The organism is Dietzia sp. NPDC055877 (genome assembly GCF_053615975.1).
The window spans coordinates 25824-51850 of sequence record NZ_JBSHCV010000007.1 but is presented as its reverse complement, the minus strand read 5'-3'; the positions used below and the strand labels follow the sequence as shown (position 1 = coordinate 51850).

Annotated in this window: 19 protein-coding genes; 14 read left to right on the top strand and 5 right to left on the bottom strand. The window is 69.8% G+C overall.

Annotated elements, in window-relative coordinates:
• Positions 1-46: 46 nt before the first annotated feature.
• Both mdo and ACWGLC_RS09945 read right to left on the bottom strand, forming a co-directional pair.
• Complete coding sequence (mdo, locus tag ACWGLC_RS09950; RefSeq protein ID WP_452099759.1) at positions 47-1318, bottom strand: NDMA-dependent methanol dehydrogenase; 1272 nt, start codon at positions 1316-1318, stop codon at positions 47-49.
• Positions 1319-1534: 216 nt separating this feature from the next.
• On the bottom strand, positions 1535-2716 hold the full coding sequence (locus ACWGLC_RS09945) for a GAF domain-containing protein (RefSeq protein ID WP_452099758.1): 1182 nt from the start codon (positions 2714-2716) through the stop codon (positions 1535-1537).
• 137 nt (positions 2717-2853) lie between these two features.
• On the opposite strand from ACWGLC_RS09945, the gene ACWGLC_RS09940 reads away from it, so the two are divergent.
• The gene (locus ACWGLC_RS09940; RefSeq protein WP_452099757.1) at positions 2854-4641 is read left to right on the top strand and encodes an AMP-dependent synthetase/ligase; all 1788 of its coding nucleotides are present in this window, start codon (positions 2854-2856) and stop codon (positions 4639-4641) included.
• Between the two features lie 63 nt (positions 4642-4704).
• Here the strand turns inward: ACWGLC_RS09940 and ACWGLC_RS09935 are convergent, their stop codons facing one another.
• The gene (locus ACWGLC_RS09935) at positions 4705-6513 is read right to left on the bottom strand and encodes an AMP-dependent synthetase/ligase (RefSeq protein ID WP_452099756.1); all 1809 of its coding nucleotides are present in this window, start codon (positions 6511-6513) and stop codon (positions 4705-4707) included.
• Positions 6514-6687: 174 nt separating this feature from the next.
• Between ACWGLC_RS09935 and cysK the strand changes: the two genes are divergently transcribed.
• The 5 genes from cysK (at position 6688) to ACWGLC_RS09910 (ending at position 11250) form a co-directional block, all read left to right on the top strand.
• Positions 6688-7623: a cysteine synthase A gene (gene cysK, locus ACWGLC_RS09930; RefSeq protein ID WP_230930894.1), complete on the top strand. Its 936-nt coding sequence runs from the start codon at positions 6688-6690 to the stop codon at positions 7621-7623.
• On the top strand, positions 7623-8231 hold the full coding sequence (gene epsC / locus ACWGLC_RS09925) for a serine O-acetyltransferase EpsC (protein WP_452099755.1): 609 nt from the start codon (positions 7623-7625) through the stop codon (positions 8229-8231). The genes cysK and epsC overlap by 1 nt, the downstream gene beginning before the upstream one ends.
• A gap of 179 nt (positions 8232-8410) precedes the next feature.
• Positions 8411-9733: a glycosyltransferase 87 family protein gene (locus ACWGLC_RS09920; protein WP_452099754.1), complete on the top strand. Its 1323-nt coding sequence runs from the start codon at positions 8411-8413 to the stop codon at positions 9731-9733.
• Positions 9681-10502, top strand: coding sequence for a formate dehydrogenase accessory sulfurtransferase FdhD (fdhD, locus tag ACWGLC_RS09915; RefSeq protein ID WP_452099753.1), 822 nt, complete (start codon positions 9681-9683; stop codon positions 10500-10502). Before ACWGLC_RS09920 ends, fdhD begins: the two co-directional genes overlap by 53 nt.
• Positions 10503-10584: 82 nt before the next feature.
• A complete protein-coding gene (locus ACWGLC_RS09910) occupies positions 10585-11250 on the top strand; it encodes a nucleotidyltransferase domain-containing protein (protein ID WP_452099752.1) in 666 nt (221 codons plus the stop codon).
• Here the strand turns inward: ACWGLC_RS09910 and ACWGLC_RS09905 are convergent.
• Entirely contained in the window at positions 11235-11840 is a 606-nt protein-coding gene (locus ACWGLC_RS09905) for a TetR/AcrR family transcriptional regulator (RefSeq protein ID WP_452099751.1), read from the bottom strand. The genes ACWGLC_RS09910 and ACWGLC_RS09905 overlap by 16 nt on opposite strands.
• 163 nt (positions 11841-12003) lie before the next feature.
• Here ACWGLC_RS09905 and ACWGLC_RS09900 point away from each other — a divergent pair, with 163 nt between their 5' ends.
• The gene (locus tag ACWGLC_RS09900; protein ID WP_452099750.1) at positions 12004-13227 is read left to right on the top strand and encodes an oxygenase MpaB family protein; all 1224 of its coding nucleotides are present in this window, start codon (positions 12004-12006) and stop codon (positions 13225-13227) included.
• Here the strand turns inward: ACWGLC_RS09900 and ACWGLC_RS09895 are convergent.
• Entirely contained in the window at positions 13218-14795 is a 1578-nt protein-coding gene (locus tag ACWGLC_RS09895; RefSeq protein ID WP_452099749.1) for an MFS transporter, read from the bottom strand. The genes ACWGLC_RS09900 and ACWGLC_RS09895 overlap by 10 nt on opposite strands.
• A gap of 85 nt (positions 14796-14880) precedes the next feature.
• Here ACWGLC_RS09895 and ACWGLC_RS09890 point away from each other — a divergent pair, with 85 nt between their 5' ends.
• The 7 genes from ACWGLC_RS09890 (at position 14881) to narH (ending at position 26026) form a co-directional block, all read left to right on the top strand.
• The gene (locus ACWGLC_RS09890; protein ID WP_452099748.1) at positions 14881-15492 is read left to right on the top strand and encodes a TetR/AcrR family transcriptional regulator; all 612 of its coding nucleotides are present in this window, start codon (positions 14881-14883) and stop codon (positions 15490-15492) included.
• A complete protein-coding gene (locus ACWGLC_RS09885; protein ID WP_452099747.1) occupies positions 15489-17243 on the top strand; it encodes an NTP transferase domain-containing protein in 1755 nt (584 codons plus the stop codon). The genes ACWGLC_RS09890 and ACWGLC_RS09885 overlap by 4 nt, the downstream gene beginning before the upstream one ends.
• Positions 17244-17291: 48 nt before the next feature.
• Positions 17292-17756, top strand: a complete 465-nt coding sequence (locus tag ACWGLC_RS09880; protein WP_452099746.1) for an RrF2 family transcriptional regulator — start codon at positions 17292-17294, stop codon at positions 17754-17756.
• A gap of 156 nt (positions 17757-17912) precedes the next feature.
• On the top strand, positions 17913-19175 hold the full coding sequence (locus tag ACWGLC_RS09875; protein WP_452099745.1) for a globin domain-containing protein: 1263 nt from the start codon (positions 17913-17915) through the stop codon (positions 19173-19175).
• Positions 19176-19353: 178 nt separating this feature from the next.
• A complete protein-coding gene (locus ACWGLC_RS09870; protein WP_452099744.1) occupies positions 19354-20631 on the top strand; it encodes an MFS transporter in 1278 nt (425 codons plus the stop codon).
• Positions 20628-24371: a nitrate reductase subunit alpha gene (locus ACWGLC_RS09865; protein ID WP_452099743.1), complete on the top strand. Its 3744-nt coding sequence runs from the start codon at positions 20628-20630 to the stop codon at positions 24369-24371. Before ACWGLC_RS09870 ends, ACWGLC_RS09865 begins: the two co-directional genes overlap by 4 nt.
• Entirely contained in the window at positions 24371-26026 is a 1656-nt protein-coding gene (narH, locus tag ACWGLC_RS09860) for a nitrate reductase subunit beta (RefSeq protein WP_452099742.1), read from the top strand. The genes ACWGLC_RS09865 and narH overlap by 1 nt, the downstream gene beginning before the upstream one ends.
• Position 26027 lies beyond the last annotated feature (1 nt).

Sequence of the window (26027 nt, the reverse complement as noted above, 5' to 3'; positions counted from 1 at the left end):
CCGGGAGGTTCGTGCGTCCGTGCCGGTCGCGTGAGTACCGGCCGCGTCAGTACGAGCCGGTCATCGCGTGCTCGACCATCGGGATCAGCGACTCGACCGTGGACTCGCGCGGGTTGCCGGGCGTGCACGCGTCTTCCATCATGTGCTCGGCGATCCTGCGGACGCTCTCGGCCGAGGTGTCGATCACCGTGCCCTTGTTCTCGTACTTGCCGGTGCCCATCTGGTTCTTCGCGTACAGACCCGGGGTGATCTGGCTGAAGTTGTCGGGGATGCCGACGTCCTTGGCGAGCCGGATCGCGGCCTCGACCGCCGCGTCGGCGGCCTGGACGGTGCTCATGTTCCGCGTGTCCACGCCCATCTGCGGCGCGAGCTCGGCGTAGCGCTTGTAGCGCGCCGGCAGGTTGTACTCCCATACCCGCGGCAGGGCGATCGCGTTGTTCAGTCCGTGGTGCGTGTCGTAGAACGCGCTGATCGCGTGGGACAGAGAATGGACCATCCCCAGCCCGCCCGAGTTGAACGCCTGCGTCGCGATGTACTGGGCGTTCATCATCCCGGTCCGCGCCTCGAGGTTACGGGGATCGTAAACCGCCGTCGCGAGGTTGTCCGCGACGAGCTTGGTCGCGTAGAGCGCGTTGCCCAGCGACGGGGCGAAGTCGAGCCGGGACACGTACGGCTCCGAGCAGTGCGCGAGGACGTCGAACCCGCAGTAGGCGGTGAAGTGCTGGGGGCAGGAGTAGTAGAGGAGCGGGTCGTCCATGGCCAGTGAGACGAGGCTCGCGTCATCGAACGCGACCCACTTGTGCGGGTTGTCCATGTCCGAGGTGTCCGTGATCACGTACGCCCACGAGGTCTCGGCCCCGGTGCCGGCCGTGGTGGACACCGCGATATGCGGTGGGTTCTCGAAGTTGGTCGACTTCGAGAAGCCCTGGAACTCGTTGATGTTGCGACCGTCGTGTGCGATCACCACTCGAGCGCCCTTGGCGGCGTCGTGGCTGGAGCCGCCACCGACCGAGATGATGCCGTCGCACTTCTCCGAGTTGTACAGCGCGGCGGCGTCCATGACGTTGTAGTCCTTCGGGTTGGACTCCACCTTGTCGAAGACCACCACGTCGAGGCCCTGGTACTCGATCTTTCCCTTGAGCTCCTCGATGATCCCCGAGCCGCGAAGGCCCGTGGTCATGATGAGCACGCGGGTCATGCCCAGCTTCTTGGCCTCCACGCCGAGGATGTCATGCGCCCCGACGCCCAGCAGTGCTTTGGGGAGGGGGTGGAACTCCTTGATCGGCATGTCCCAGATCTGATTCAGTTCGATCGCCATGTGCGCCTCCTGCTCGGCGGGCCCCCGTCGAGCGACGGCGGCAGTGTGTGTGACATGGCTCACTATGCGCAGCCGAACGAGGTGCGGGAACGGGCCTACGACGACTCCCGTCTGGTCAGAGCGCCCCAACCGTCCGAGCGGCGCCGTCGCACCTGCCCGGTCGGACGGGTCCGGCGCCGGATCGCGCCGAGCAAGGCCCCGTGGGCCGCCCGCGCATCACGCTCCCAGACGCCCGTCCAGAACGCGGGTCATCGACGCCGCCGCCGACCTGCTCGCCGGGGGCGTCCCCGGCGCGACGGAGAGGGCCCGCCACGCCTCCGGATCGTCGCGACCCGGCCCGGCCACCCAGTCCCTCAGATCCTCCGTCGACCCGGCCGCGAGCACCGCCGCCCGCACCCGGGCGTGCAGCCCCTCGCGCAGCTCCACCACCCCGGGCGCATCCGAGGCCGGGAGCAGGGGTCCGCGGTAGGCGGCCACCGCGGCCGAGACGTCGCGCCCCAGCAGGTCCTCGACCTCATGGGCATCGGTTCCGAGCAGCCCCGGGTCGAGCCGGTACGGCCGCGAGTCGATCGACGCCGGACCCAGCACGCGACGCAGCCGGGACAGTTCCGCGCGGACACTCACCTCGTCCAACCTGCCCTCCGCGAGCAGTTCCGCGAGCGCCCCACCGGACAATCCCTCGGGGTATGCGGCCAGCAGCAGCAGGATCTCGGCGTGGCGGCCGGTGACGGGCCCGTGGCCCTCCAGCGCGGGCCGGTGGGTGCCCAGCACGGACAGGCGACGCGACGATCCGGACGTACGCCCAGTCCACGTCGACGATCCCGACATCGCGGCCCGCAGCTCCGACTCGACGAGCAGCACGGTCGCCCTGACGAGGGCCAACATCTCGTCCGACGCCGCGGAATCCCGGCCCGTGACATCGATGCCGCCGATCACCCGGCCGGTGATCGGGTCGTGCACCGGCGCCGCCGAACAACTCCACGAATGGGCGGGTGCCAGGTAGTGCTCCTCACCCCGGACCCGCACCGGGACATCGTGACGAAGCGCCAGGCCGGGCGCGTTCGCACCCACGACCTCGTCGCTCCACAGGGCCCCGGGCACGAAGGCCATGCGTTCGGCTCTCGTCCGGACGCCCCGATTGCCGTACAGCCACAGCAGGCGCCCGTCGGCGTCCGCCACGGCCACGAGATGGCCGCTGTCCACGACCCCCGAGACCAGGACCTTCTCGACGATCGGGAGCACCGCCGACATCCGGTTGCCGTCCCGATGCGCGGACAGCGCGGCGCCCTGGAGGTCGACCACCGGGTCCGAGCGCTCCGGATCGATCCCCAGTCGCCTGCTTCGCTCCCATGACCGGGCCACCATCGTGGCGGCCGCGGGCCGTGCACCTGCGGACATGTCGCCAGTGTAACCGTCGTCACAACAACATGATGCGCGCCTCATAAAAGGTTTCCGATAGACCGTGCTCGACACAGATCGTGAGCGGACCTCTACACTTGCCAGTGACACAGGCCACAAAGACCTAAAGGATCGCGATGACGACCGAGTTCGCCAGCCCGCCCCCCGCCAAGCCCTTCCCCGATCAGAACCTCGGCCGAATCGTGTTCACGAACGCCGCGGAGGCACCGAACGACGTCGCCGTGCTGCGGCTGGTCGGCAGTGACTGGAAGGAGGTCACCTGCGCCCAGTACCTGGAGGAGGTCAAGGGCGTCGCCAAGGGCCTCATCGCCAAGGGCGTCAAGACCGGTGATCGCCTCGCCATCATGAGCCACACCCGCTACGAGTGGTCGCTCATCGCCTGGGCCGCGTGGGCCGTCGGTGCCGTCACCGTCCCGATCTACGAGACCTCCTCGTCCGCCCAGTGCAACTGGATCCTCACCGACGCCGGCGTCTCGCTCGCCGTGGTCGAGGACCTCGAACTTCGCGAGGTGCTCACCGCGGAGACTGACTGGAAGGGCGACATCCTCGTCATCGAGAACGACCTGATCGCCCAGCTCAGCGAGGCCGGGGCCGGCGTCTCGGACGAGGAGCTCGAAACGGCCTCGTTGTCCACGGGCCACGAGGACACCTGCGCGATCATCTACACCTCCGGCACCACCGGCAACCCCAAGGGCTGCGAGATCGTGCACGGCGGGTTCGGTGGCGTCGTCGTCTCCGTCGAGGAGCGCCTGCAGGACGCGTTCGTCCCCAACAGCCGCACCCTGATCTTCCTCCCGCTCGCCCACGTGCTGGCCCGCATCCTCGAGGTGGCCTGCTTCTACAAGCGCGTCGCCGTGGCCCACGAGCCCGACACGACCAAGGTCGTCGAGCGCCTGGCCGAGATCCACCCGACGTTTCTGGTCTCGGTCCCGCGCGTGCTCGAGAAGGTCTACAACTCCGCCGCCGCCAAGGCCGAGACCGCGGGCGGCGCCAAGGCCAAGATCTTCAAGGCTGCTGTCCAGACCGCGATCGACTACTCCATGGCCCTCGAGAACGGCGGCAAGCCGTCGACCGGCCTGGCGCTCAAGCAGAAGCTGTTCGCCAAGCTCGTGTACTCGAAGCTGCACGAGGCCCTCGGCGGCGAGTGCAACCGCATCATCTCCGGCGGCGGTCCCCTGGGCGCCCGCCTCGGCCACTTCTACCGCGGTGCGGGCTTCGACCTTCTCGAGGGCTACGGCCTCACCGAGTCCTCGGGCGTGCTCACCGTCAACCCGATCAACGCGGCCAAGATCGGCACCGTCGGCAAGCCGATCCCGGGCGTGACCATCCAGATCGCCGAGGACGGCGAAGTCCTGGCCAAGGCCAAGACCCTGTTCAAGGGCTACTGGCAGAACCCGCAGGCCAACGAGGACGCGTGGACCGGAGACTGGTACCACACCGGCGACATCGGCGAGCTCGACCCGGACGGCTACCTGTCCATCACCGGTCGGAAGAAGGACCTGATCGTCACCGCCGGCGGCAAGAACGTCTCGCCGTCGCAACTCGAGGATCTGCTCTCCTCCGATCCGCTGATCAGCCAGGCCGTCGTCGTGGGCGACAACCGCAGCTACATCGCGGCCCTCGTCACCATCGACCCGGAGACCTTCCCGGGCTGGGCCGAGAAGCACGGCAAGACCGGCTCGGTGTCCGATCTGATCCAGGACGGCGACCTCGTGGGCGCCGTGCAGGACGCCGTGGACAGGGCCAACAAGTCCGTCTCCCGCGCCGAGTCCATCCGCAAGTTCAAGATCCTCGCTGCCGAGTTCTCGGTCGAGAGCGGCGAGCTCACCCCGACGCTGAAGCTCAAGCGCAACGTCGTGCACGAGCGGTTCGCGGGCGACATCGAGAACCTCTACACCACGTAGGAACCCCGAACGCCGGAGCGCCCGGACCCTTCCCAGGGCCCGGGCGCTCTCGCTTTGGTCCGATCAGGCGTACATGCCCTCGATCTGCTCGGCGTAGCGCTCGGCCACCACGTGCCGCTTGACCTTCAGGGTCGCGGTCAGCTCCCCCGACTCCTCGGTGAAGTCCCGGTGCAGGACGGTGAACTTCTTGACGCCCTCGGCCTGCGAGACCTGCCGGTTGGCGTCGTCCACGGCGAACTGGATCTCGGCCTGCAGTGCAGGGTCGGCCACCAGGTCCTCGGCCGGCTTGCCGACGTGTCCGTTCTCCGCGGCCCAGGCCTCGAGCTCGTCCTCGTCAACCGTGATCAGTGCGGACACGAACTTACGGGCCTCGCCGATCACGACGGCGTGACCGACCAGGCGGTGCGCCCGGATCCCGTCCTCGATCGGGCCCGGTGCGACGTTCTTCCCGCCCGCGGTGACGATGATCTCCTTGGCGCGGCCGGTGATCGTCAGGTAGCCGTCCTCGTCGAGCGATCCGAGGTCCCCGGTGCCGAACCAGCCGTCACGGAGGGCTTCCTCGGTGGCCTTCTGGTTGTTCCAGTAGTGGTCGAAGATCAGCGGCCCGGCCAGTTCCACCTGTCCGCTGTCGGTGATCCGGACGCTGGTGCCGGCGACCGGCCGACCGACGGTGCCGATGCGCTGGCAGCCGGGCCCGTTCACGGTGGCGGCGGCGGTGCTCTCGGTGAGGCCGTAGCCCTCGTAGATCGGGACGCCGAGTCCGCGGAAGAAGTGCGAGATCCGGTCCGGCAGGGCGCCGCCTCCGGAGATGGCGTACTCGCACCGGCCCCCGAGCGCCTCACGGACGGCCTTGTAGACCGCCACGTCGAGAGCCTTGTACTGAATGGTGTGCACAAGCGAGGGTCGGCGGGCGTCGCCCAGACCGTCGCCGCCGCGCAGCTCGCTGGCCTCGATGGCGATCGCCTCCGCGCGACCGAAGATCTCCTCCTGCAGTCGGCCCTTTGAACCGGCCTTGGCGGCGATCCCGTCGCGAACTTTCTCGAATACGCGCGGGACACCGAGAATCATGTGCGGCCGGAAGTCGGCGAAGCGCGGCAGGATGGTCGAGGTGTCATCCCAGAACCCGACGGTGGCCTCGCCCAGGAACACGGTGTAGGTCACGGCGCGGGCGAGCACGTGGGCGAGCGGCAGGAACATGAGCGTCTTCTTGCCGTGCTGCGCCATCGAGCCGATGGGGTGGTCGAGCAACGCGTGGCACTCCGACAGGAGGTTGCGGTGGGTGATCACGCAGCCCTTGGGGCGTCCTGTGGTGCCGGAGGTGTAGATGATCGACGCGGGGGCGTCGGGGTCTAGGGTGGCCAACGAGGCCTCGAGGGTCTCGGGTGCGATCGAATAGCCGTCGGCCTCGAGGGCCTCGAGCCCGCCGTCGTCGAGGTAGAGGACACGGGTGCAGGTGGCAGGGACGTCGGAATCGCCGACGACGACGACGTGGGCGTCGGTTTCGGCCACGAGCACCTTCGCCTCGGAATCGGTGAGGATCCACTCGAGCTGCCCGGCCGAGGACGAGGGGTAGATCGGCACGGTGATGGCGCCGGCGGTCCAGACAGCCAGGTCGACGAGCACCCATTCGAGGCGGGTCCCGGCCATGAGCGCGACCCGGTCACCGGGTTCGACACCGGAGGCGACGAGTCCGGCCGCGATGCGGTCCACACGGGCGACGAGCTCCGCGTTGGAAACGGATCGCCACTGGTCGCCGTCGTGATACTCGAACGGGACAGCCCGTGGGTCCGTGGCGGCGCGTCCGCGCGCCACCACCGGGATAAGGTCGGAACCGGTGAAGGTTCGCTGGGTGGGGACGGTGATCTCGCGCATGCCGGTTGCGGCCTTTCGGACGACGTCGAAATGGAGCGCAGTCGATTATCGACCGGACACCGCACCTGTGGCAATCTGTCGGGTTTTCCCGATCGCACCCTCGTGCCTTGTCGTCGCATCACGTAGACTACGCAATAGACAGATCGGTTCATTCTCTGCAGAACGGAACACATCATGGCGCAGATCTACTCCGACATCACCGAGACCATCGGCCGTACCCCGCTGGTCCGTCTCAACTCCCTGACCGAGGGCATCCAGGCCACGGTGCTGGCCAAGCTCGAGTCCGCGAACCCCGCCAGCAGCGTCAAGGACCGCATCGGCGCGGCCATCATCGACGACGCGGTCGCCTCCGGCGGCCTCAAGCCCGGCGGCACGATCGTCGAGGGCACCTCCGGCAACACCGGTATCGCCCTGTCCATGGTCGCGGCCGCCCGCGGCTACAAGGCCGTCATCGTCATGCCGGACACCATGTCCGTCGAGCGCCGCGCCATCATGCGCGCGTACGGTGCCGAGCTCATCCTCACCCCGGGTTCCGAAGGCATGAAGGGCGCCGTCGCCAAGGCCCAAGAAGTCGCCGACAGCCGCGAGAACGCCGTCCTCGCCCGCCAGTTCGCCAACCCGGCCAACGTCGACGTGCACCGTCGCACCACGGGCCCGGAGATCTGGGAGGACACCGCCGGTGAGATCGACCTGTTCGTCGCGGGTATCGGCACCGGCGGCACCATCTCGGGCGCCGGCAACTACCTGAAGTCTCAGAAGTCGGACATCCAGATCGTCGCCGTGGAGCCCAAGGACTCTCCGCTGCTCACCGAGGGCAAGGCCGGCCCACACAAGATCCAGGGACTGGGCGCCAACTTCGTGCCGGAGATCCTCGACCGCGAGGTATACGACGAGGTCATCGACGCCACTCTCGAGGACTCGTTGGAGGTTGCCAGGCGCCTCGGCAAGGAGGAGGGCATCCTTGCCGGCATCTCGTCGGGTGCCAACGTGTGGGCCGCGCTCGAGGTGGCCAAGCGCCCCGAGAACGCGGGCAAGACCATCGTCGTGATCGTGTGTGACTACGGCGAGCGCTATGTCTCGACGATGCTCTTCGAGGACTACCGCGACTGATGTCAGGTTCCTCCGATCGCCCGGTGGGGCTCTTGCGCACTCTGCGTGAGGACCTCACCGCGGCGCGTGCACACGACCCGGCAGCCCGGGGTGACGTCGAGAACGCCGTCGTCTACTCCGGCCTGCACGCCATCTGGATCCACCGCCTGTCCCACCGCATGTGGCACTCCGGCGGGGCCGGCCGCACCGCCGCGCGTGTCCTGTCGCAGTTCGCCCGCTTCCTCACCGGGATCGAGATCCATCCCGGCGCGGTGATCGGCCGGCGGTTCTTCATCGACCACGGCATGGGCGTCGTGATCGGTGAGACCGCGGAGATCGGCGACGACTGCATGATCTACCACGGGGTCACCCTCGGAGGCGTCTCGCTCAAGCAGGTCAAGCGGCATCCCACGCTGGGGGACCGCGTGACCGTCGGCGCCGGGGCCAAGATCCTGGGGCCGGTCGAGATCGGCGCGGACTCGTCGGTCGGAGCCAACGCCGTGGTGGTCAAGGACGCCCCCGCCGACTCGATCGTCGTGGGCATCCCGGGCGTCGCCAAGCCCGCCAGGTCGACCAAGGAGGAGCTGCGCGAGGCGCAGTTCTATATCGACCCGGCCATCTATATCTGAGTCTCGGGCCCCGGCCCGGGAGGGGGGCCGGACCTACACCGTCTGGCCCCGATGAGGCCGTCACGCCGCCGTCACGCCGCCGCCACGCGCATCAGCGCGGGCGCCCCGGCGGTGACGGCCTCATTATTCTCTCCGCATTCTCGCGAACCGCTGCCCGTCCGGGTCTAAGCTCAGCCCCGATGCGCTCGTTACCCACCACCGTGTGGCTCCGGGGGCCGCTGGCGATCCTGGCGCTGTCCTCGGTCTTCATGGTGCTTCGCTTCCCGGATGAACGGACGCCGTGGTGGGGCATCTACGGCAACCTGCTCGATGTCAACGTCTACCGGTGGGGCGGGCAGGCGGTCCTCGGGGCGATCCCGCTGTACGAGGGGCTGCTGACCGGCGCCGACTCGGGGCGGTTCTACGCCCCGATGCCGTTCACGTATCCGCCGTTCTCGGCCCTGCTGTTCACCCCGCTGACCCAGGTCACGCCCGGCCTGATGGAAGCCGGCTGGACCGCATTGACGGTGGGGCTCCTCTATCTCGCGATCCGCATGTGCCTGCGCACCCTGGGCTACCGGTCCGACCGCGTGACCGTGCAGGTCGCGGTGTGCCTGACCCTGATCTCGCTCTCGCTGGAGCCGGTGCGCACCACCGTGTGGCTCGGCCAGATCAACGTCCTGCTCCTGGTGCTGGTGCTGGCGGACCAGCTCGCCTCGCGGTCCGGTCGCCGCTGGGCGGGCATCGGCTCGGGGATCGCCGCCGGCATCAAGCTCACCCCGGCGTTCTTCTGGGCTCACTGGGTGCTCACCGGCCGGTGGCGGATGGCCGCGGTCTCCGGGCTCACGTTCCTCGGCACCGTGGCGCTCGGCTTTCTGGTCATCCCCCGTGATGCCATCCGATACTGGTCGGGGACCCTGCTCGATTCGCAACGGATAGGGCAGGACTCCCTGGTCGCCAACCAGTCTGTGCGCGGGGCCATCGCCCGTCTCGCCGGGCTGGAGATGGCCCCCACCTGGGTCTGGTTGATCGGCGCCGTTCTCGTGGCGGTCGTCGGTCTGACAGTCGCGGCGTTGGCGCACCGCGCCGGGCATCAACTCCTCGGGCTGACGCTGGCGGGGATGACCATGACCATGGTCTCGCCCTTCACCTGGGGTCACCACTGGGTCTGGCTTGTCCCGCTGCTCGTCTTGACGCTGCACTACGCGATCTCGGCCGGTCGCTGGTACGTGTGGCTCCTGCCGCCGCTGGTGTGGGCGGCGGGAGCCAACTGGGTCCAGAGTTTCCCGGACACCAACTTCCCCGACGACCGCTGGGTGGGGATGGGCCTGTTCATGCTCGGCGGCGATATCCCGTCGGTGGTCTTCTCCACGATCACCAACGTGTATCCGCTGATCTGGCTGGTCGCGGTGGCCCTCACGGCGCTATACCTGGGAAAGGGGTCGGCGGTGACGGCTAGGCTGGCCGACTATGGGACGGCGGACGACTCGTCACCCCGCGCTGAGGATCATCGCCGGGGCTGACACCAGGCGAGAGGTGGCGACCCTCGCTGTCGAGGAGCCGCTCGAGATCCGTGTCGGCGGTGCGCCCTTCGTCGTCACGATGCGGACCCCGGGCGACGACATGGATCTGGCCGCCGGCCTCCTGGTCTCCGAGGGCGCCATCTGGGATCGCGAGCACCTGCCCACGATCCAGTACTGCACCACCGTCAGCGGGCGCTCCGAGCAGGACTACAACACGCTCTCGCTGACCGTCTCGCCCGACGTCCCCGAGCCCAGGTCGGCGCGAACCACCACCATGACCAGCGCGTGCGGGGTCTGCGGCGTGGACTCGATCGACGAGGTCCGCCGCACCACGCACTTTCCTCTCGGCCCGGTCGAGCCGCTCGTCGCGGCCGAGGTTCTGTTGTCCCTGCCCCGGCGGCTCCGCGAGCACCAGCGTGTCTTCGACAGGACCGGCGGGGTACACGCGGCCGGACTGTTCACCCCGGACGGGGAGCTGCTCTGCCTACGCGAGGATGTGGGTCGACACAACGCGGTCGACAAGGTGGTCGGCTGGGCCCTCCGAGAGGATCGACTCCCGCTCGGCGACACCGTCCTCCAGGTGTCCGGCCGGGCGTCGTTCGAACTCGTACAGAAGGCGTCGATGGCGGGGATTCCCGTACTGTCCGCGGTCAGCGCGCCCTCGTCGCTCGCGGTGGATCTCGCGGTCGACGCGCGCGTGACGCTCGCCGGCTTCAGCCGCGACGACCGGGCGACCGTCTACGCCCACCCCGAGCGCATCCACGACTGACACCGCAGCGGGACCGGTCCCTGGCCCGGAGTGTAACGGCGAGCACACGGCGCAGTTGTGGGGCCGGCCGTACCATCGTCGAATGCCGCCTCCTCTGCCGCAGCCCTCGGACGCCGGGCCGCTACCGCCCGACGAGTTTCGACGCTGGTACGGCGGTTGGGATCCGCTCGATCCCTCGACGACCGCGGACTTCCTCGACGGATTCGACCGTCCGTGGTGGATCGTCGGTGGGTGGGCGCTCGAGAAGTTCACCGGAGTCTCCCGCGAGCACGAGGACATGGACATCTCGATCGATGCTGGCGATGCTGAGCACCTCAGAGTGTTCCTCGCCAACCGGGGGTGGACGACATGGAACGCGGATTCGGGCTGGTTGCGGCCGTTTGACCATCGCTTTCGCGACATCCGACCGACGAGCGGGATCTGGGTTCGTGCGGACGCCCGCTCCCCGTGGGTCCTGGATGTGCCGTTGACTCCGTTCCGCGACGGATTGTGGGTCAACAAGAAGTTGCCGGAGCAGGCGATGCCGTTGGAGCGGGCGACCTGGGTCGACGACGACGGGTTGCGCTATCTCCAGCCTGAGATCGTCTTGTTCATGAAGGCGGCCCAGGTCCGGGACAAGGACGTTTCGGATGCGCACACGTATCTACCGCTACTGGACGCGTCCCGTCGCGACTGGCTGCGCGAGTCCGTCAGCCGGATGGATCCCTCGCACCCCTGGGCCGATCGCGGGGCTCAGGGCGCCTGGTAGTCGAGCATCGGAACCAGGAACTGGCGGGCGATCCCCCGCAGCGCGGCATCGTCGGTCAGGTCCACCAGGTCGGTGGGGATGGTCAGGTACGAGGCGCAGATCCGAACGAACATCTCCGCCAGGAGGTCGACGTCCAGGTCCGCATGGAGTTGGCCGGCCCGCTGCTCGGCAGCGAGACGCCCGGCCACGAATCGACGCACTGTCGCGATCATCTGCCCGTCCTGACCGATGAGCGAGCCGACCACCGAATCGCGTTCGTTCTCCAGGAGGTTCGCCAACAGCGGGTTCTCCCCGAAGGCTCGCAGCGAGCTGACGAACGCCATCTCGACGCGCTCCGCGACGGTCTCGCACCCCCGGACCTCGGCGGCGAACCCGGCGAAGTAGCGCCGGAACTCCCGCAGCATCACCTCGTCGACCAGTGCGTCCTTGGTCTCGAACTTCCGGTAGACGGTGATCCGCGCGGCCTTGGCCCGGCGCGCGACCTGATCCATCGACGAGTGGCGGATGCCGCGGGTGCAGAACAGGCCGTACGCGGCGTCGAGGATCCGTTCCCGGGTCTCGTCGACAGGCCCGCTCGCGGCTGACCCCATGCGTTCCCCTTCCGATCCGGTCCGGTGCGTCACCGTCAGTTCTACAACCATTCTGACCTTCCTCTTGTGCCCTGCGTCACACACTGCTACCAATGGTACTACGAAACGGTGATTGTTTCATTGCACCATTGGTCGCCGACGTCGACGAGAGGGGAGCACGGACATGGAAGACCTGAGCAGACGGTCGCTGCTGCGAGCCGGCGGAACACTGGGGGCGGCGGGCGCACTGGCGGCGGCAACCCAGGCGGTGCCGTGGACGTGGGCACCGGCGTGGTCGCGGCCCGGCGTCGGCAGCGGCGCCGACCCACACTTCGTGTACGACCCGGAGGCGGACGATCTGATCGCGCGACTCATCGATCGTGGGGAGATCCCGAGGGTCAACCAGATCCTCCGCGGCTGGACCACGAACGCCCAGCCGATCCCCGCAGGCCTGCCGGATGAGCTGCGCGACTTTCTTCACCACGCGGTCCAGCTGCCCGACTGGACCGACCACCGCAAGCTCGCCGACGCCGTTCGGTTCAACGAGAAGCGCGGCACCTACCTCGGCGTGCTGCACGGCTTCGCCAGCGGCATGATGAGCACCGTCATCCCCCGCGAGGCCCGGGCCGTCTACTACTCCAAGGGCGGCTCCGACATGAAGTCGCGCATCAGTAAGACCGCCAAGCTCGGGTACGACGTCGGCTCACTCAACGCCAATCAGCCCGACGGCGGGATGGCCGTGACCGCCGTCAAGACTCGTCTGTCCCACGCGGCGGTTCGGCACCTGCTGCCGCAGTCCCCGCACTGGCGGAACTCCGCGGACGAGCCCCGGCCCATCAGCCAGGCCGACATCATGGTCACCTGGCACAGCCTGCCCACCACGGTCATGCGCAACATGCGCCGATGGGGCGTGCCGCTCGACCCGGCCGAGTCGGAGGGCTTCCTGCACTCCTGGCAGGTCACGACCTACATGCTCGGCGTCGAGGACCAGTACATCCCGGCCACCTGGGAGACAGCGGACCTGCAGGCACAGCAGGTGCTGGATCCGATCCTCGCCCCGACGCCGGAGGGCATCAAGCTCGCCGACATGCTGCTGGACCTGGGCTACAACATCGACCTCACGCTGCTCACCCGCGGGGTGCTGGGCTCCCTGACCCGCTTCATCCTCGGCGATCAGGTCGCCGACTGGCTGCGCATCCCGCGCGAGCCCGTCTGGAGCCCGCTTCTCGAGACGGCGTGGGGCCCGTTCATCGCTGTCCGCGAGGGGCTGCTGACGGCCGGCGTGCCGCGCGAGACGTACTGGATGTTCGACGAACTCCTGCGTCAGTTCGTCCTGTACTACATGGCCGAACTCAGGATGCCGATCACGATCGAGATCCCGACGTTCAACAACCCGAACTACAACTGATCCGACGCGGAACCAGCCGCCGCGTCGACACCGGCCCGCCGCACGTCACCCTGCGGCACGTAACCGCGGCCCGGGGCCACGAACAGCAGCAGGACCGCCGCCCCCGCCGCGACCAGCCCCAGCGCGACCAGCGAATCGGAGATGCCGGCGGCGAAGATCTCCGCGGCGGCGTCCACGATCGGCCGGGCGGCGGGCCCGGCTGCGTTGCCGAACTCGATGGCCCCGGCGAACGAGCCCTCCACCGCCGGCCGGCCCGCCTCGGGCACGCCGGGCAGCACCTCCACGATGTCGGAGGCATACCGCCCGGCGAGAATGCTGCCGCCGATCGCGATGCCGATCGCCGCGCCGATCTCCCGCATCGCGTCGTTCACGGCCGCCGCGACACCCTGCTCGTCAGCGGGGATGTCCGAGACGATGGCCGAGGTCGCGGGCGCGGTGGACAGCCCGAGCCCGGCTGCGGCGATGCACAGCGGCCACAGGACATCCCAGTACCCGGAGTCCACGGTGAGCCTCGAGAGCAGGAGCATGCCCACGGCGATCCCGCCGACACCCACCACGGACACCACGCGCAAACCCACGACGTCGGTGATCCTGGGCGCGATGACCGACAGCACCATCACGGGCACCACCATGGGCGCCAGGGCCATCGAGGCGCCGAGCGCGTCGTAGCCCTGTACCAGCTGGAGGAACTGAACGATGAGCAGGAAGAACCCGAAGATCACCAGGAACTGCAGCGCCACCGAGACCGACCCGGTGGAGAAGCCGCGGCGCCGGAAATAGCGCACGTCGAGGAGCGGGTCCGAGGCGCGCAGCTCGACGCCGATGAACGCGACGAGGCTCACCACGGCCACGACGAGGGCCACCACGACGAAGGGCTCGCCGAAGCCGGTCTGCGCGCCCTCGATGAGCCAGAAGACCACACCGCCCACGGCCAGGGCCGAGAAGATCGCGCCCGCGACGTCGGGCCGACCGTGCCTGGCCGCGACGGACTCCCCGATCGTGAACGCGGCGAGCAACACCAGGAGGCCGATCACGGAATAGACGAGGAAGATCGACTTCCAGGACCACACCTGCAGCATCAGCCCGGAGCCGACGAGACCCACGATGCCGCCGATCCCGGCGAAGCCCGCCCACATGCCGACGGCCATCCCGCGCTGCTCGGGCGGGAAACTGGCCGTGAGCAGCGACAACGTGGACGGCATGACGAACGCGGCGCCCAGCCCGGCGACGCCGCGCAGGACGATGAGCCAGGTGGGCGAGTCGAGCAGGAGTGGCAGCGCGGAGGAGACCGTGAACAGGGCGAGCCCCGCGATGAGGGTGGCGCGGCGCCCGAATCGGTCGCCGAGGGCGCCGGCGGTGAGAACGAGTGCGGCCAGGGCGAGCGTGTAGGAGTCGACGATCCAGGTGAGCTCGGCCTGGGTGGCGCCGATCGCCACCGCGATGTCGGGCAGCGAGGTGTAGAGCGCGGACATCGTGGCCACGACGATCGAGACCGCGACCAGGCTGACGAACAGCAGCCAACGCCGCCGTCCTGCGGACAGTTCGAGCACGGGCCCTCCCGGGGTCATCGCGAGAAACGCTACCAACGGTATCGCTTCCTTCCGGACACCGTAACGCACGAGCCGACCGACGCGGCGGGCCACAATGGACACCATGCCCTCGCCCATCGATCCTCGCCGCGCCCGCTCGCGCGGCAAGTTACTGGACGCCGCCGCGGACCTCCTCGTCTCCGGGGGCGCGGCGGCGGTGACGGTGGAGGCGGTCACGCGCCTGTCGGGCGTGGCGCGGACCACGCTGTACCGCAACTTCCCCTCGACGGACTCGCTCATCGCCGCGGCGTTCCGGCGCCTGCTACCCACCCCGGAGCCGCCGCCGGCGGACCTGCCGGTGCGCGGGCAGCTGGTCCACCTGTGCGCCGCCCTGACCCGGCTCATCCAGACCGTGCCCATGCAGCAGTCGATGCTCGGCTGGCTCGCCATGGGGCGCGGTGCCTCCGACGACGACGAGGTGGGCGAGCTGCGCCGCAGCGTGGTCGAGTCCTACGCCGCGCCCCTCCACGAGGTCCTCTCCGCCGCGGAGGCCGACGGCACGCTCACCCCCGGCGACCGCGACCTCGCCGTGGCTCAACTCGCCGGCCCCGTGGTGCTGGCCCGCATCATCGGCCTGCGCCCGTTCACCGAGACGGATGTCGAGCGACTCGTCGACGACTTTCTGCGCGATCGCCTGGCCACCCCGGAAGAACGGCGACAGGAGAGCCTGCAGTGAGGGGCACCGTCGGCGCGATCATCCTCACCGGCGGCCGGGGCAGCCGGCTCGGCGGGGTGGACAAGGCCCGGCTCCCGGTGGCCGGTCGGCCGATGGTCGAGACCGTGCTCGGCGCCGCCCGGGCCGTCGCGGGGCCGGCCATCACGGTGGGACCGGGTGGTGACGCCCGCGAGGACCCGCCCCATTCCGGACCGGTCGCGGGAATCGCCGCGGGACTGGCGTGCCTTCCGGACGGTGTCGACGTCGTCGTCGTCGTGGCCTGTGACCTTCCCGAACTCGACGCCGGCACCCTCCGCGCGCTCGTCGACGCCGTGCGCACGTCGGGCGCGGCGGCCGCGCTCGGCGTGGACGCCGCCGGTCACGAGCAGTACCTCCTGGCCGCGTGGGACCGCCGCGCGCTCGCCGCGCGCCTGGCGCGACTCGAGGCCACGGGCGGCACGGCCGGACGAGCGGTGCGCGCCCTGTATGACGACGACGATACCGTCGCCACGGGGTTCGTCCACGTGCCCGTCGGCGCCCAGGCACTCGACGTCGACACGTGGGCCGACCTCGCCGGGCGTGGGCCGGTGGCGCTCGCGCACGTCGGCCCGGTCCTGGCCGCGGGCCTGGATGCCGTGCCGGCGGCCCGGCTGGCGCTGCTCGACGCCGTGGGCGCGGTGCTGGCGGCGCCGCTGGTCGCGGCCGATCCGATGCCGCGCGGGCGGGTGTCGGCGATGGACGGGTACGCGCTGGCCGGGCCCGGCGCCTGGCGGCTGACCGGGGCCGCGCGGCGGGCCGGCGACGGTTCCGCGGCGACCCTGGAGCCCGGATGCGCGGCGCCGATCGCGACCGGCGCGCTCGCCCCCGCCGGGACCGACCGGGTGCTGCGCCACGAGTTGGTCGAGGTCTCGCCGCCGGGCGCCGGGCCGGCACTGGTCACCGCCCTGGGCGCGGCCGACGGGATCAACGACCTGCGGCCGGTCGGCGAGGACTGGCCGGTCGGGCACGCCCTCGCGCCGGAGGGCGCCACGCTCGACGCCGCGCTGGCCTCGGCGGCGCTGTCGTCGGGACTGACCGGGGTCGTGGTGCGGGGGCCGGTTCGGGCGACGGTCGTGACCACCGGCGATGAGGTGCTGCCCGCCACCACCCCGCCCCCGCTGCCCGACGGGCGGATCCGCGACACCGTCGGGCCGCTGCTCGGCGCGGTGCTCGCGCGCGCCGGCTTCGGGCCCGCCACCGCCGCGGTGGAACACTGTCCGGACACCGAGGCCGAATTCGAGGCGCTGCTGCAACGGCCGCGCGCGGCCGGGGAGGTGCTGGTGCTCGTCGGGGCCACCGGCCGCGGGGTGGCCGACCACCTGCGCCCGGCACTCGAGCGGGCGGGCGCCCGGATCGTGCTCGACAGGGTGCGGGTGCGGCCCGGCGGCTCGCAGATCGTGGCGGCCCTGCCCGGTGGGGGCGTGCTCCTGGGACTGCCGGGCAACCCGCTGGCGGCGGTGTGCGCTGCCGCCACCACCGGCCGCGCGCTGGTCGACGCCCTCACGGATCGACGGCGGACGCCTGTGCTCGCGCCCGTCCCCGAGCTGGCGGAACTGGCCGCCCCGACCCGATCCCGGATCCTGCCCGCGCGACCCGACGGCTCCGGCGGCTGGTCCGTGGACGAGCGGGTCCGTACCGCGCACCTCGCCGACCTCGCGGGGGCGCCGTCACTGGCCCTGATCCCCGAGGCCGCGGCCGGTTCCGAGCTGGTCGAGCTGATCGACTGGATCTGACGCCCCCGAAATGCGTTGTGCAAATTCGCATTATGGGATCATGGACGGGTGAACATCTCCCGTCACTCCGACCTCGCGCTTCGCACCCTCATGCTGCTCGCGGTGGGCGACCGGGACGGCGAACGGATGACCGCGGGCGCCATCGCCGGTTCGGTCAACGCCTCCCCCAGCCATGTCGCCAAGATCGTCTCGCGCCTGGTGGATCTCGAGGTCATCGCCTCGCGCCGCGGCCGCGGCGGAGGGCTACGGATAACCGACGTCGGGCGGAACCACTCCGTGGGCGCCCTGCTCCGCATCCTCGAGGGCCCCGGCGAGGCGGTCGACTGCGAGGGTGAGCAGCCCTGCCCGCTCGCCGGGAACTGCCGACTGCGCCGGGCCTTCGCCGAGGCCCGCGAGGCCTTCTTCGCCACCCTCGATCCGCTCACCGTCAACGACATCGTCCACTCCCCCACGCGGCAGATCCTGCTCACCCTGGAGCCGAGATTCACTCCGACGGTCGCGGAGCGGCCCTGACGTGCAGTTCCTCTGCACTACGTACGTAGAGCGCAAATATCCAGTTCAGGTGGGTATTCGAACTCACACAGCGTGAATGCGCATATCGAAGTCGGATTCTGGCAGGCTCGGACTCAACGCCTCCACACCCGTAGGGGCCGGTCCGGAAAGGCTGCCATGACCACGTCACTGATCTCCCTCGAGTCGATCCTCGCCCACCCCCGGGAGCTGTCCCCGCACAATGTCCCGGTCATCCGCGAGACACTGCCGGTCATCGGTGCCCACATCGACGAGATCACGCCGCTGTTCTACACGACGATGTTCGACAACCACCCCGAACTGATCCGCGACACCTTCAACCGCGGCAATCAGAAACTGGGCGCCCAGCAGCGCGCCCTGGCCGCCTCGATCGCCACGTTCGCCACCATGCTCGTGGACGGCAAGAGCCCGGTCGACCTGCTCTCGCGTATCGGACACAAGCACGCGAGCCTGGGTATCACCCCGGACCAGTACCAGATCGTTCACGACAACCTGTTCGCCGCGATCGCCCGCGTGCTCGGCGACGCCGTCACCCCCGAGGTCGCCGAGGCATGGGACGAGGTCTACTGGATCATGGCCTCCGTCCTCATCGACTTCGAGAAGGGACTGTACGCCGAGACGCAGGTCGAGCCGGGTGACGTGTTCCGGACCGCCACTGTCGTCGCCCGCGAGGACGTCACGGACTCGGTCGCCGTCTTCACCCTCGCCGGTCCCGACGGCGAGCGCCTCCCCGACTTCCGCCCCGGCCAGTACACCTCGGTCGGCGTGGTGCTGCCCGACGGCGCCCGCCAGCTGCGCCAGTACTCACTCTCGACCGCCTCCGGAGACGGCACCTGGCGTATCGGCGTGCGCCGCGTGGACCCCACCGCCGGCGGCTGCCCCGCCGGCGAGGTCTCCGGCTGGCTGCACGCGACGGCCGAGGTCGGCACCACCCTGCAGGTCACGCTCCCGTTCGGCGATCTCGTCCTGGACCAGGCCGACGCCGAGGCCACCTCCGCCCCGGTGGTGCTGTGCTCGGCCGGCATCGGCATCACGCCGATGCTCGGCATGCTCGCCCAGCTCGCCGCGGAGGAGACCTCACGCCGCGTGCTCGTCCTGCACGCGGACCGCTCCCCCGACCAGCACGTCCTGGCGGGCGAGGTCGCCGGCGAGGCCTCCCTGCTCGCAGACGCGGAGGTGCACTCGTGGTACGAGGACGGCGCCGACACCGCGTCCGGCCCGGGCACCGTCCACCACGGGCTCATGGACCTGTCCGCGGTGCCGCTGCCCGCCGACGCGCACGTGTTCCTGTGCGGCTCCGCCGGGTTCCTGCAGGCGGTACGGCCGGCCTTCCTCGCGGCCGGCGTCCCGAAGGAGCGGCTCCACGCCGAGCTGTTCGCCCCCAACGACTGGCTCGTCTGAGCCAGTCCCTGTTGACGCTGAAAACATTGCTGCGGCGAATATTTGTCCGGTAACGAAGCCCGCCACATTCGTCGAACCGCCCACGGCGCGGTGACGGGCTGTCGCACACTCGGGATTCGGGCCCGTTCGCCTGTCGTCCGTGCCCGACCCTCGAGACTCTGACGTGAAAGGACCACCCGTGTCCTCAGGCTCCGACCCCGTGACCACCGACCCCTCCGCCGCGCCCGCCATCGATCCCAAGAAGGCCAACCTCGCCCTGGCCCTGTGCTTCGCCGGGTTCCTGCTCACCTTCTGGGCGTGGGCGCTCATGGGCCCCCTCGGCGCCACCTACAAAGAAGACCTGGGGCTCTCCTCGTTCCAGCAGTCCCTGGTGGTGGCGCTGCCCGTGGTGGTGGGATCGCTCGGCCGGATCCCGGTGGGCGCGCTGACCGACCGGCTCGGCGGCCGCACGATGTTCCCGCTCATCGCGGCGTTGACGATCATCCCCACGCTCTTCGTCGGCTTCGTCGACAACAGCCTGATCGTCCTACTCATCGGCGGCTTCTTCCTCGGCATCGGCGGCACCTCCTTCGCGGTGGGCGTCCCCACCGTCAACTCGTGGTTCCCGCCGAACCGGCGCGGCACGGCGATCGGCATCTTCGGCGCCGGCATGGGCGGCACCGCCGTCGCGGCGTTCACCACCCTGCGGCTCCGCGACGCCTTCGGCGACCAGGCCCCGTTCATCCTGGTGGCGGTCCTGCTGGCGATCTACGCCGTGACAGCCCGGATGCTGCTGCAGAACTCACCGGCCTGGGCACCGGCCCAGGGCAACTGGGTGGTCAAGGCCGCCAGGACGCTCGCCCGGCCCGTCACGCTCAAACTGTCGTGGATGTACGCGATGGGCTTCGGCGGGTTCGTGGCGTTCTCGGTGTACCTGCCGACCTACCTGCACAACTTCTACGAACTGGACATCGAGGACGCCGCGCTGCGCACCGCGATCTTCGTGGTGGTCGCCGTGGCGTGCCGCCCCCTCGGCGGTGCGCTGGCGGACCGGTTCGACGGCGGGTGGGTCCTGGTCATCAGCTACGTCGTCACCGGCCTCATGGCCGCGGCCGCGTCCGAGCGCATGCCCCTGATCGGGATCGACGACGGCAGCTTCTACCCGGTGGGCACGGCCGTGTTCCTCGTCATGGCCGCCTCGCTGGGCGTCGCCTCCGGCGCGGTGTTCGCCCTGGTCGCCGAACTGGTCGAGCCGTCCTCGGTCGGGTCGGTCACGGGCATCGTCGGCGCCGTTGGCGGGCTCGGCGGGTTCGTCCCGCCGCTCCTGCTCGGCTACTTCTGGACCGCCGACAGCAACTACCGCACCGGCCTGCTGCTGCTGTTCGCCCTCTCGGTCATCACCGCGGCGCTCACCTGGCTGTGGTTCCTCCGCAACAGTCGCAGCGCGTCCACCGCCACGGAAAGGACTCCGGCATGACCAGCACAGACCCCCGCCTGGACGGCCCCGCCTCCGAGGCCATCCTCAAGGCCGGCCGGTTCTTCCGCCGCGGCACGGCCTCCGACGATCTGCGCACCGTGACGATCGAGGGCGGCCGCGAAGCGGACGTGTTCTACCGCGACCGCTGGAGCCACGACAAGGTGGTCCGCTCCACGCACGGCGTCAACTGCACGGGCTCGTGCTCGTGGAAGGTGTACGTCAAGGAGGGGATCATCACCTGGGAGGCGCAGCAGACCGACTACCCGGACATCGGTGACGACATGCCGGGATACGAGCCCCGCGGCTGCCCGCGCGGTGCCGCCTTCTCCTGGTACACCTACTCGCCCACGCGGGTGCGCTACCCGTACATCCGCGGTCGCCTGCTCGAGCTGTGGCGGGCGGCGCGCGCCGAGCACGCCGACCCGGTGGACGCCTGGGGGTCGATCGTCTCCGACACCGCCAAGACCGCCTGGTACAAGCGTGCCCGCGGCAAGGGCGGCCTGGTCCGCTGCCGCTGGGAGGACGCCGTCGAGATCGCAGCCGCCGCCCACGTGTACACCGCGAAGACCGCCGGCCCGGACCGGGTCGCGGGCTTCTCCCCGATCCCGGCGATGTCCATGGCCTCGTTCGGGGCGGGCTCGCGGTTCATCGAGTTGTTCGGCGGCTCCATGCTCTCGTTCTACGACTGGTACGCCGACCTGCCGGTGGCCTCACCGCAGGTGTTCGGCGACCAGACCGACGTCCCCGAGTCCGCCGACTGGTTCAACTCCTCCTACCTCGTGATGTGGGGTTCCAACGTCCCGGTCACCCGCACCCCGGACGCCCACTTCATGACCGAGGCCCGGTACAAGGGCCAGAAGGTCGTGGTGGTCTCGCCCGACTACGCGGACAACACCAAGTTCGCCGACGAGTGGCTGCACCCGCACCCGGGCACCGACGGCGCGCTGGCCATGGCGATGGTCCACGTGGTGCTCACCGAGTTCTACGCCCGCCGGGGCACGCCCGAGTTCGAGCGCTACGCCAAGCAGTACACGGACCTGCCGTTCCTGGTCACGCTGCGCACGCGCTCCGACGGGTCGGTTCTGCCGCACAAGTTCGTCACCGCGGACATGGTCGGTGCGGGCGTGCTCGCGGAGGATCCGGGCGAGAACGCGGCCAACAAGACCGTCCTGCTCGACGCGGTCACGGGTCGGCCGGTCGTCCCGAACGGCACGCTGGGCCACCGGTTCGGCGAGCAGGGCGCGGGCGACTGGAACCTGGATCTCGGCGAGGTCGACCCGGCACTGTCCCTGCTGGACACGCTCGAGGGAACCGCCGAGGTCACGTTGCCGCGCTTCGACACCACGCGCGGCGACGCCGGCACCATCACCCGTGGGGTGCCCTACCGGACCATCAGGGGCCGCGACGACGACGACAACCCCACGGAACTTCGCGTCACGACCGTCCTCGATCTGATGATGGCGCAGTTCGGCGTGGGCCGGGAGGGGCTGCCGGGCGATTGGCCGACCGGGTACGACGACCCGCAGCCGTACACACCGGCCTGGCAGGAGGAGCACACCGGCGTCCCGGCCGCGCAGGCCGAGCGGATCGGGCGGGAGTTCGCCCGCAACGCGCTGGAGTCCGGTGGGCGCTCGATGATCCTCATGGGGGCGGGTACCAACCACTGGTTCCACTCCGACCTCATCTACCGGGCGTTCCTCGCGCTGACGATCCTCACGGGCACGCAGGGCGTCAACGGCGGCGGCTGGGCGCACTACGTGGGCCAGGAGAAGGTCCGCCCGCTGACCGGGTTCCAGCAGGTGGCGATGGGTCTGGACTGGTCCCGGCCACCGCGGCAGATGATCGCCACCGCGTTCTTCTACCTGCACACCGGGCAGTGGAAGTACGACGCGTACGGCGCGGACACCCTCGCCTCCCCGACCGGCGAGAACCGCTTCGCCGGGATGAGCACCCCGGATCTGGTGGCGATGTCGGCGCGACTGGGCTGGATGCCCTCCTTCCCGACCTTCTCGGCCAACCCGCTCGACCTGGGGGACGAGGTCGCCGAGGCGGGCGTGTCCGCGGCCGAGCACGTGGTGGGCCGGATCAAGGACGGGTCGATGCGCTTCGCCGCCGAGGACCCGGACGGCCCCGGCAACTCCCCCAAGGTCCTCACCGTGTGGCGCTCGAACCTGCTCGGTTCGTCGGCCAAGGGTGACGAGTACTTCCTCCAGCACCTGCTGGGCACCGACTCGTCACTGCGCGCCGACCAGGCCCCGGAGGGGCACCGGGGTCGGGACATGGTGTGGCGCGAGGACGCGGAGGACGGCAAGCTCGACCTGCTCGCCACGCTCGACTTCCGGATGACCTCCACCACGCTTTTCTCAGACCTCGTGTTCCCGGCGGCCACCTGGTATGAGAAGCACGACCTGTCCTCGACTGACATGCACCCGTTCGTGCACTCGTTCAACGCCGCCATCGACCCGCCGTGGGAGACCCGGACGGACTTCGACACCTTCCGGCTGCTCGCCGAGAAGGTGTCGGAGTTGAGCCACGGGCACCTCGACACCCGCACCGACGTCGTGGCGGTCCCGTTGGCACACGACACCCCGGACGCCCTGGCCAACCCGGGCGGCACGGTGTCCGACTGGAAGGACGGCTCGTGTGAGCCGGTGCCGGGGCGGAACTTCCCCAAGATCGTCACTGTCGAACGCGACTACCGGCTGATCGGCGAGAAGTTCGGCTCCCTCGGGCCGCTCGCCGAGAAGGCGGGGATGCCGGTCAAGGGATTGCTGCTCAAGCCGGACGAGGAGATCGGCGTCCTGCTCAAGGCCAACGGCGAGACCCGCACGGGCGCCGGCCGGGGCCGCCCGCGCCTGGACACCGACATCCGCATGTGCGAGGCCATCCTCACCCTGTCCGGTACCACCAACGGGCGACTCGCGACCCAGGGTTTCGAGCAGCTCGAGGCACGCACCGGCCGGGAGCTCGCCGATCTGTCCCGCGGTGAGTCCGGCAAGCGCATCACCTTCGCCGACACCCAGTCCCGACCGCAGCCGGTCATCACCTCCCCGGAGTGGTCCGGCTCGGAGCACGGCGGCCGCCGATACAGCGCGTTCGTCATCAACGTCGAGCGGCTCAAGCCGTGGCACACGCTCACCGGCCGCATGCAGTTCTTCATGGACCACGACTGGATGGCCGAGGTGGGCGAGCAGCTCCCCGTCTACCGCCCGCCGCTCAACATGCACGAGCTGTACGGCGAGCCGGTGCTCGGCAGCACCGACGGATCCGGTGGCGCCGGCGCCGCACTGACGGTCCGCTACCTCACCCCGCACAACAAGTGGTCCATCCACTCGGAGTACCAGGACAACCTCCTCATGCTCAGCCTGTCCCGCGGTGGGCCGACCATCTGGATGAGCAGGGAGGACGCCGAGCTGATAGGGGTGGTCGACAACGACTGGGTGGAGGCGGTCAACCGTAACGGCGTCGTCGTCGCCCGCGCCGTCGTCTCCCACCGGATGCCGTCCGGCACCGTCTACATGCACCACGCCCAGGACCGCACGGTCGACGTGCCGATCGCGGAGGCCTCCGGTAAGCGCGGCGGCATCCACAACTCGGCCACGCGGATCCTCATCAAACCCAGCCATCTCATCGGCGGGTACGCCCACTTCAACTACGCGTGGAACTACATCGGCCCCACCGGAAACCAGCGCGACGAGGTGACGGTCATCCGCCGTCGCTCGCAGGAGGTGCAGTACTGATGCGCGTCATGGCCCAGATGTCCATGGTGATGAACCTGGACAAATGCATCGGGTGCCACACGTGTTCGGTGACCTGTAAGCAGGCCTGGACTAACCGGTCCGGCACCGAGTACGTGTGGTGGAACAACGTCGAGACCCGCCCCGGTCTCGGCTATCCGCGGACGTACGAGGACCAGGAGCGGTGGAAGGGCGGCTGGGAGCTGGGCCGGGGCGGCAGGCTGCGCCTCAAGGCCGGCGGGCGGATGAAGAAGCTGCTGGAGATCTTCTCGAGCCCCACCATGCCGTCGCTGGACGACTACTACGAGCCGTGGACCTACGACTACGACATGCTGGTCTCGTCCCCGCTCCAGGAGCACACCCCGGTCGCGCGACCCTACTCGCTCATCAGCGGCGAGCCGATGAAGATCTCGTGGTCGGCCAACTGGGACGACGACCTGGGCGGGTCGCCGACCCACATGAAGGACGACCCGATCCTGGCCAAGGTGGGCGAGGACATCAAGGCCGAGTTCGAAGAGACCTTCATGTTCTACCTGCCGCGGATCTGCGAGCACTGCCTCAACCCGTCGTGCGTGTCCTCCTGCCCGTCCGGCGCGATGTACAAGCGCGTCGAGGACGGCATCGTGCTGGTGGACCAGGACCGCTGCCGCGGCTGGCGCCAGTGCGTGACCGGCTGCCCGTACAAGAAGGTGTACTTCAACCACCGCACGGGCAAGGCCGAGAAATGTACGTTCTGCTTCCCGCGCGTCGAGGTGGGCATCCCCACCGTGTGCTCGGAGACCTGCGTCGGCCGGCTGCGCTACATCGGCCTGGTTCTCTACGACGCGGACAGGGTGCTCGCGGCGGCGTCGGTGCCGGACGAGCACGACCTGCTGGCCGCCCAGCGCGAGTGCTTCCTCGACCCGAACGACCCCGAGGTCATCGAGGCCGCCCGCGAGGCGGGCATCCCGGAGGACTGGATCGAGGGCGCGCAGCGCTCACCGATCTGGCAGCTCATCTCGCGGTTCGAGGTGGCCCTGCCGCTGCATCCGGAGTACCGGACCATGCCGATGGTCTGGTACGTCCCGCCGCTGTCGCCCATCGTCGACCGCGTCGCCGCGGACGGCGGCGACGGGGAGGACTCCGACACGCTGTTCGGCGCGATCGACACGATGCGAATTCCCATGGAGTACCTCGCCGAGCTGTTCACCGCCGGGGACGTCGACACCATCCAGACGGTGCTCAACCGACTCGCCGCGATGCGCACCTACATGCGCGACATCAACCTCGGCCGCGAGCCGCGGGGCGAGATCTGTGAGGCCGTGGGCATGAGCGAGGAGGACGTGTACGACATGTACCGCCTCCTGGCCCTGGCCCACTACGACGAGCGGTACGTCATCCCCACCGCCCACCAGGAGCAGGCGCATTCCCTCGAGGAGCTGGTCACCGACTGCAGCCTCGACTACGACGGCGGCCCCGGGATGATGGGCGATTCCGGCCCGTTCGGTGAGGGCTCGGGCGACCAGGCGCTACCCATCGCGGTGGAGAGTTTCCACGCGTTGAAGCAACGCCAGACCTCGGACACCATCGCCTCCCCCGCGGACAAGGGTCGGCGGGTCAACCTGCTCAACTGGGACGGCCTCGGTACCGGCGGCCTCTTCCCGGGAAGGAAGGGCTGAG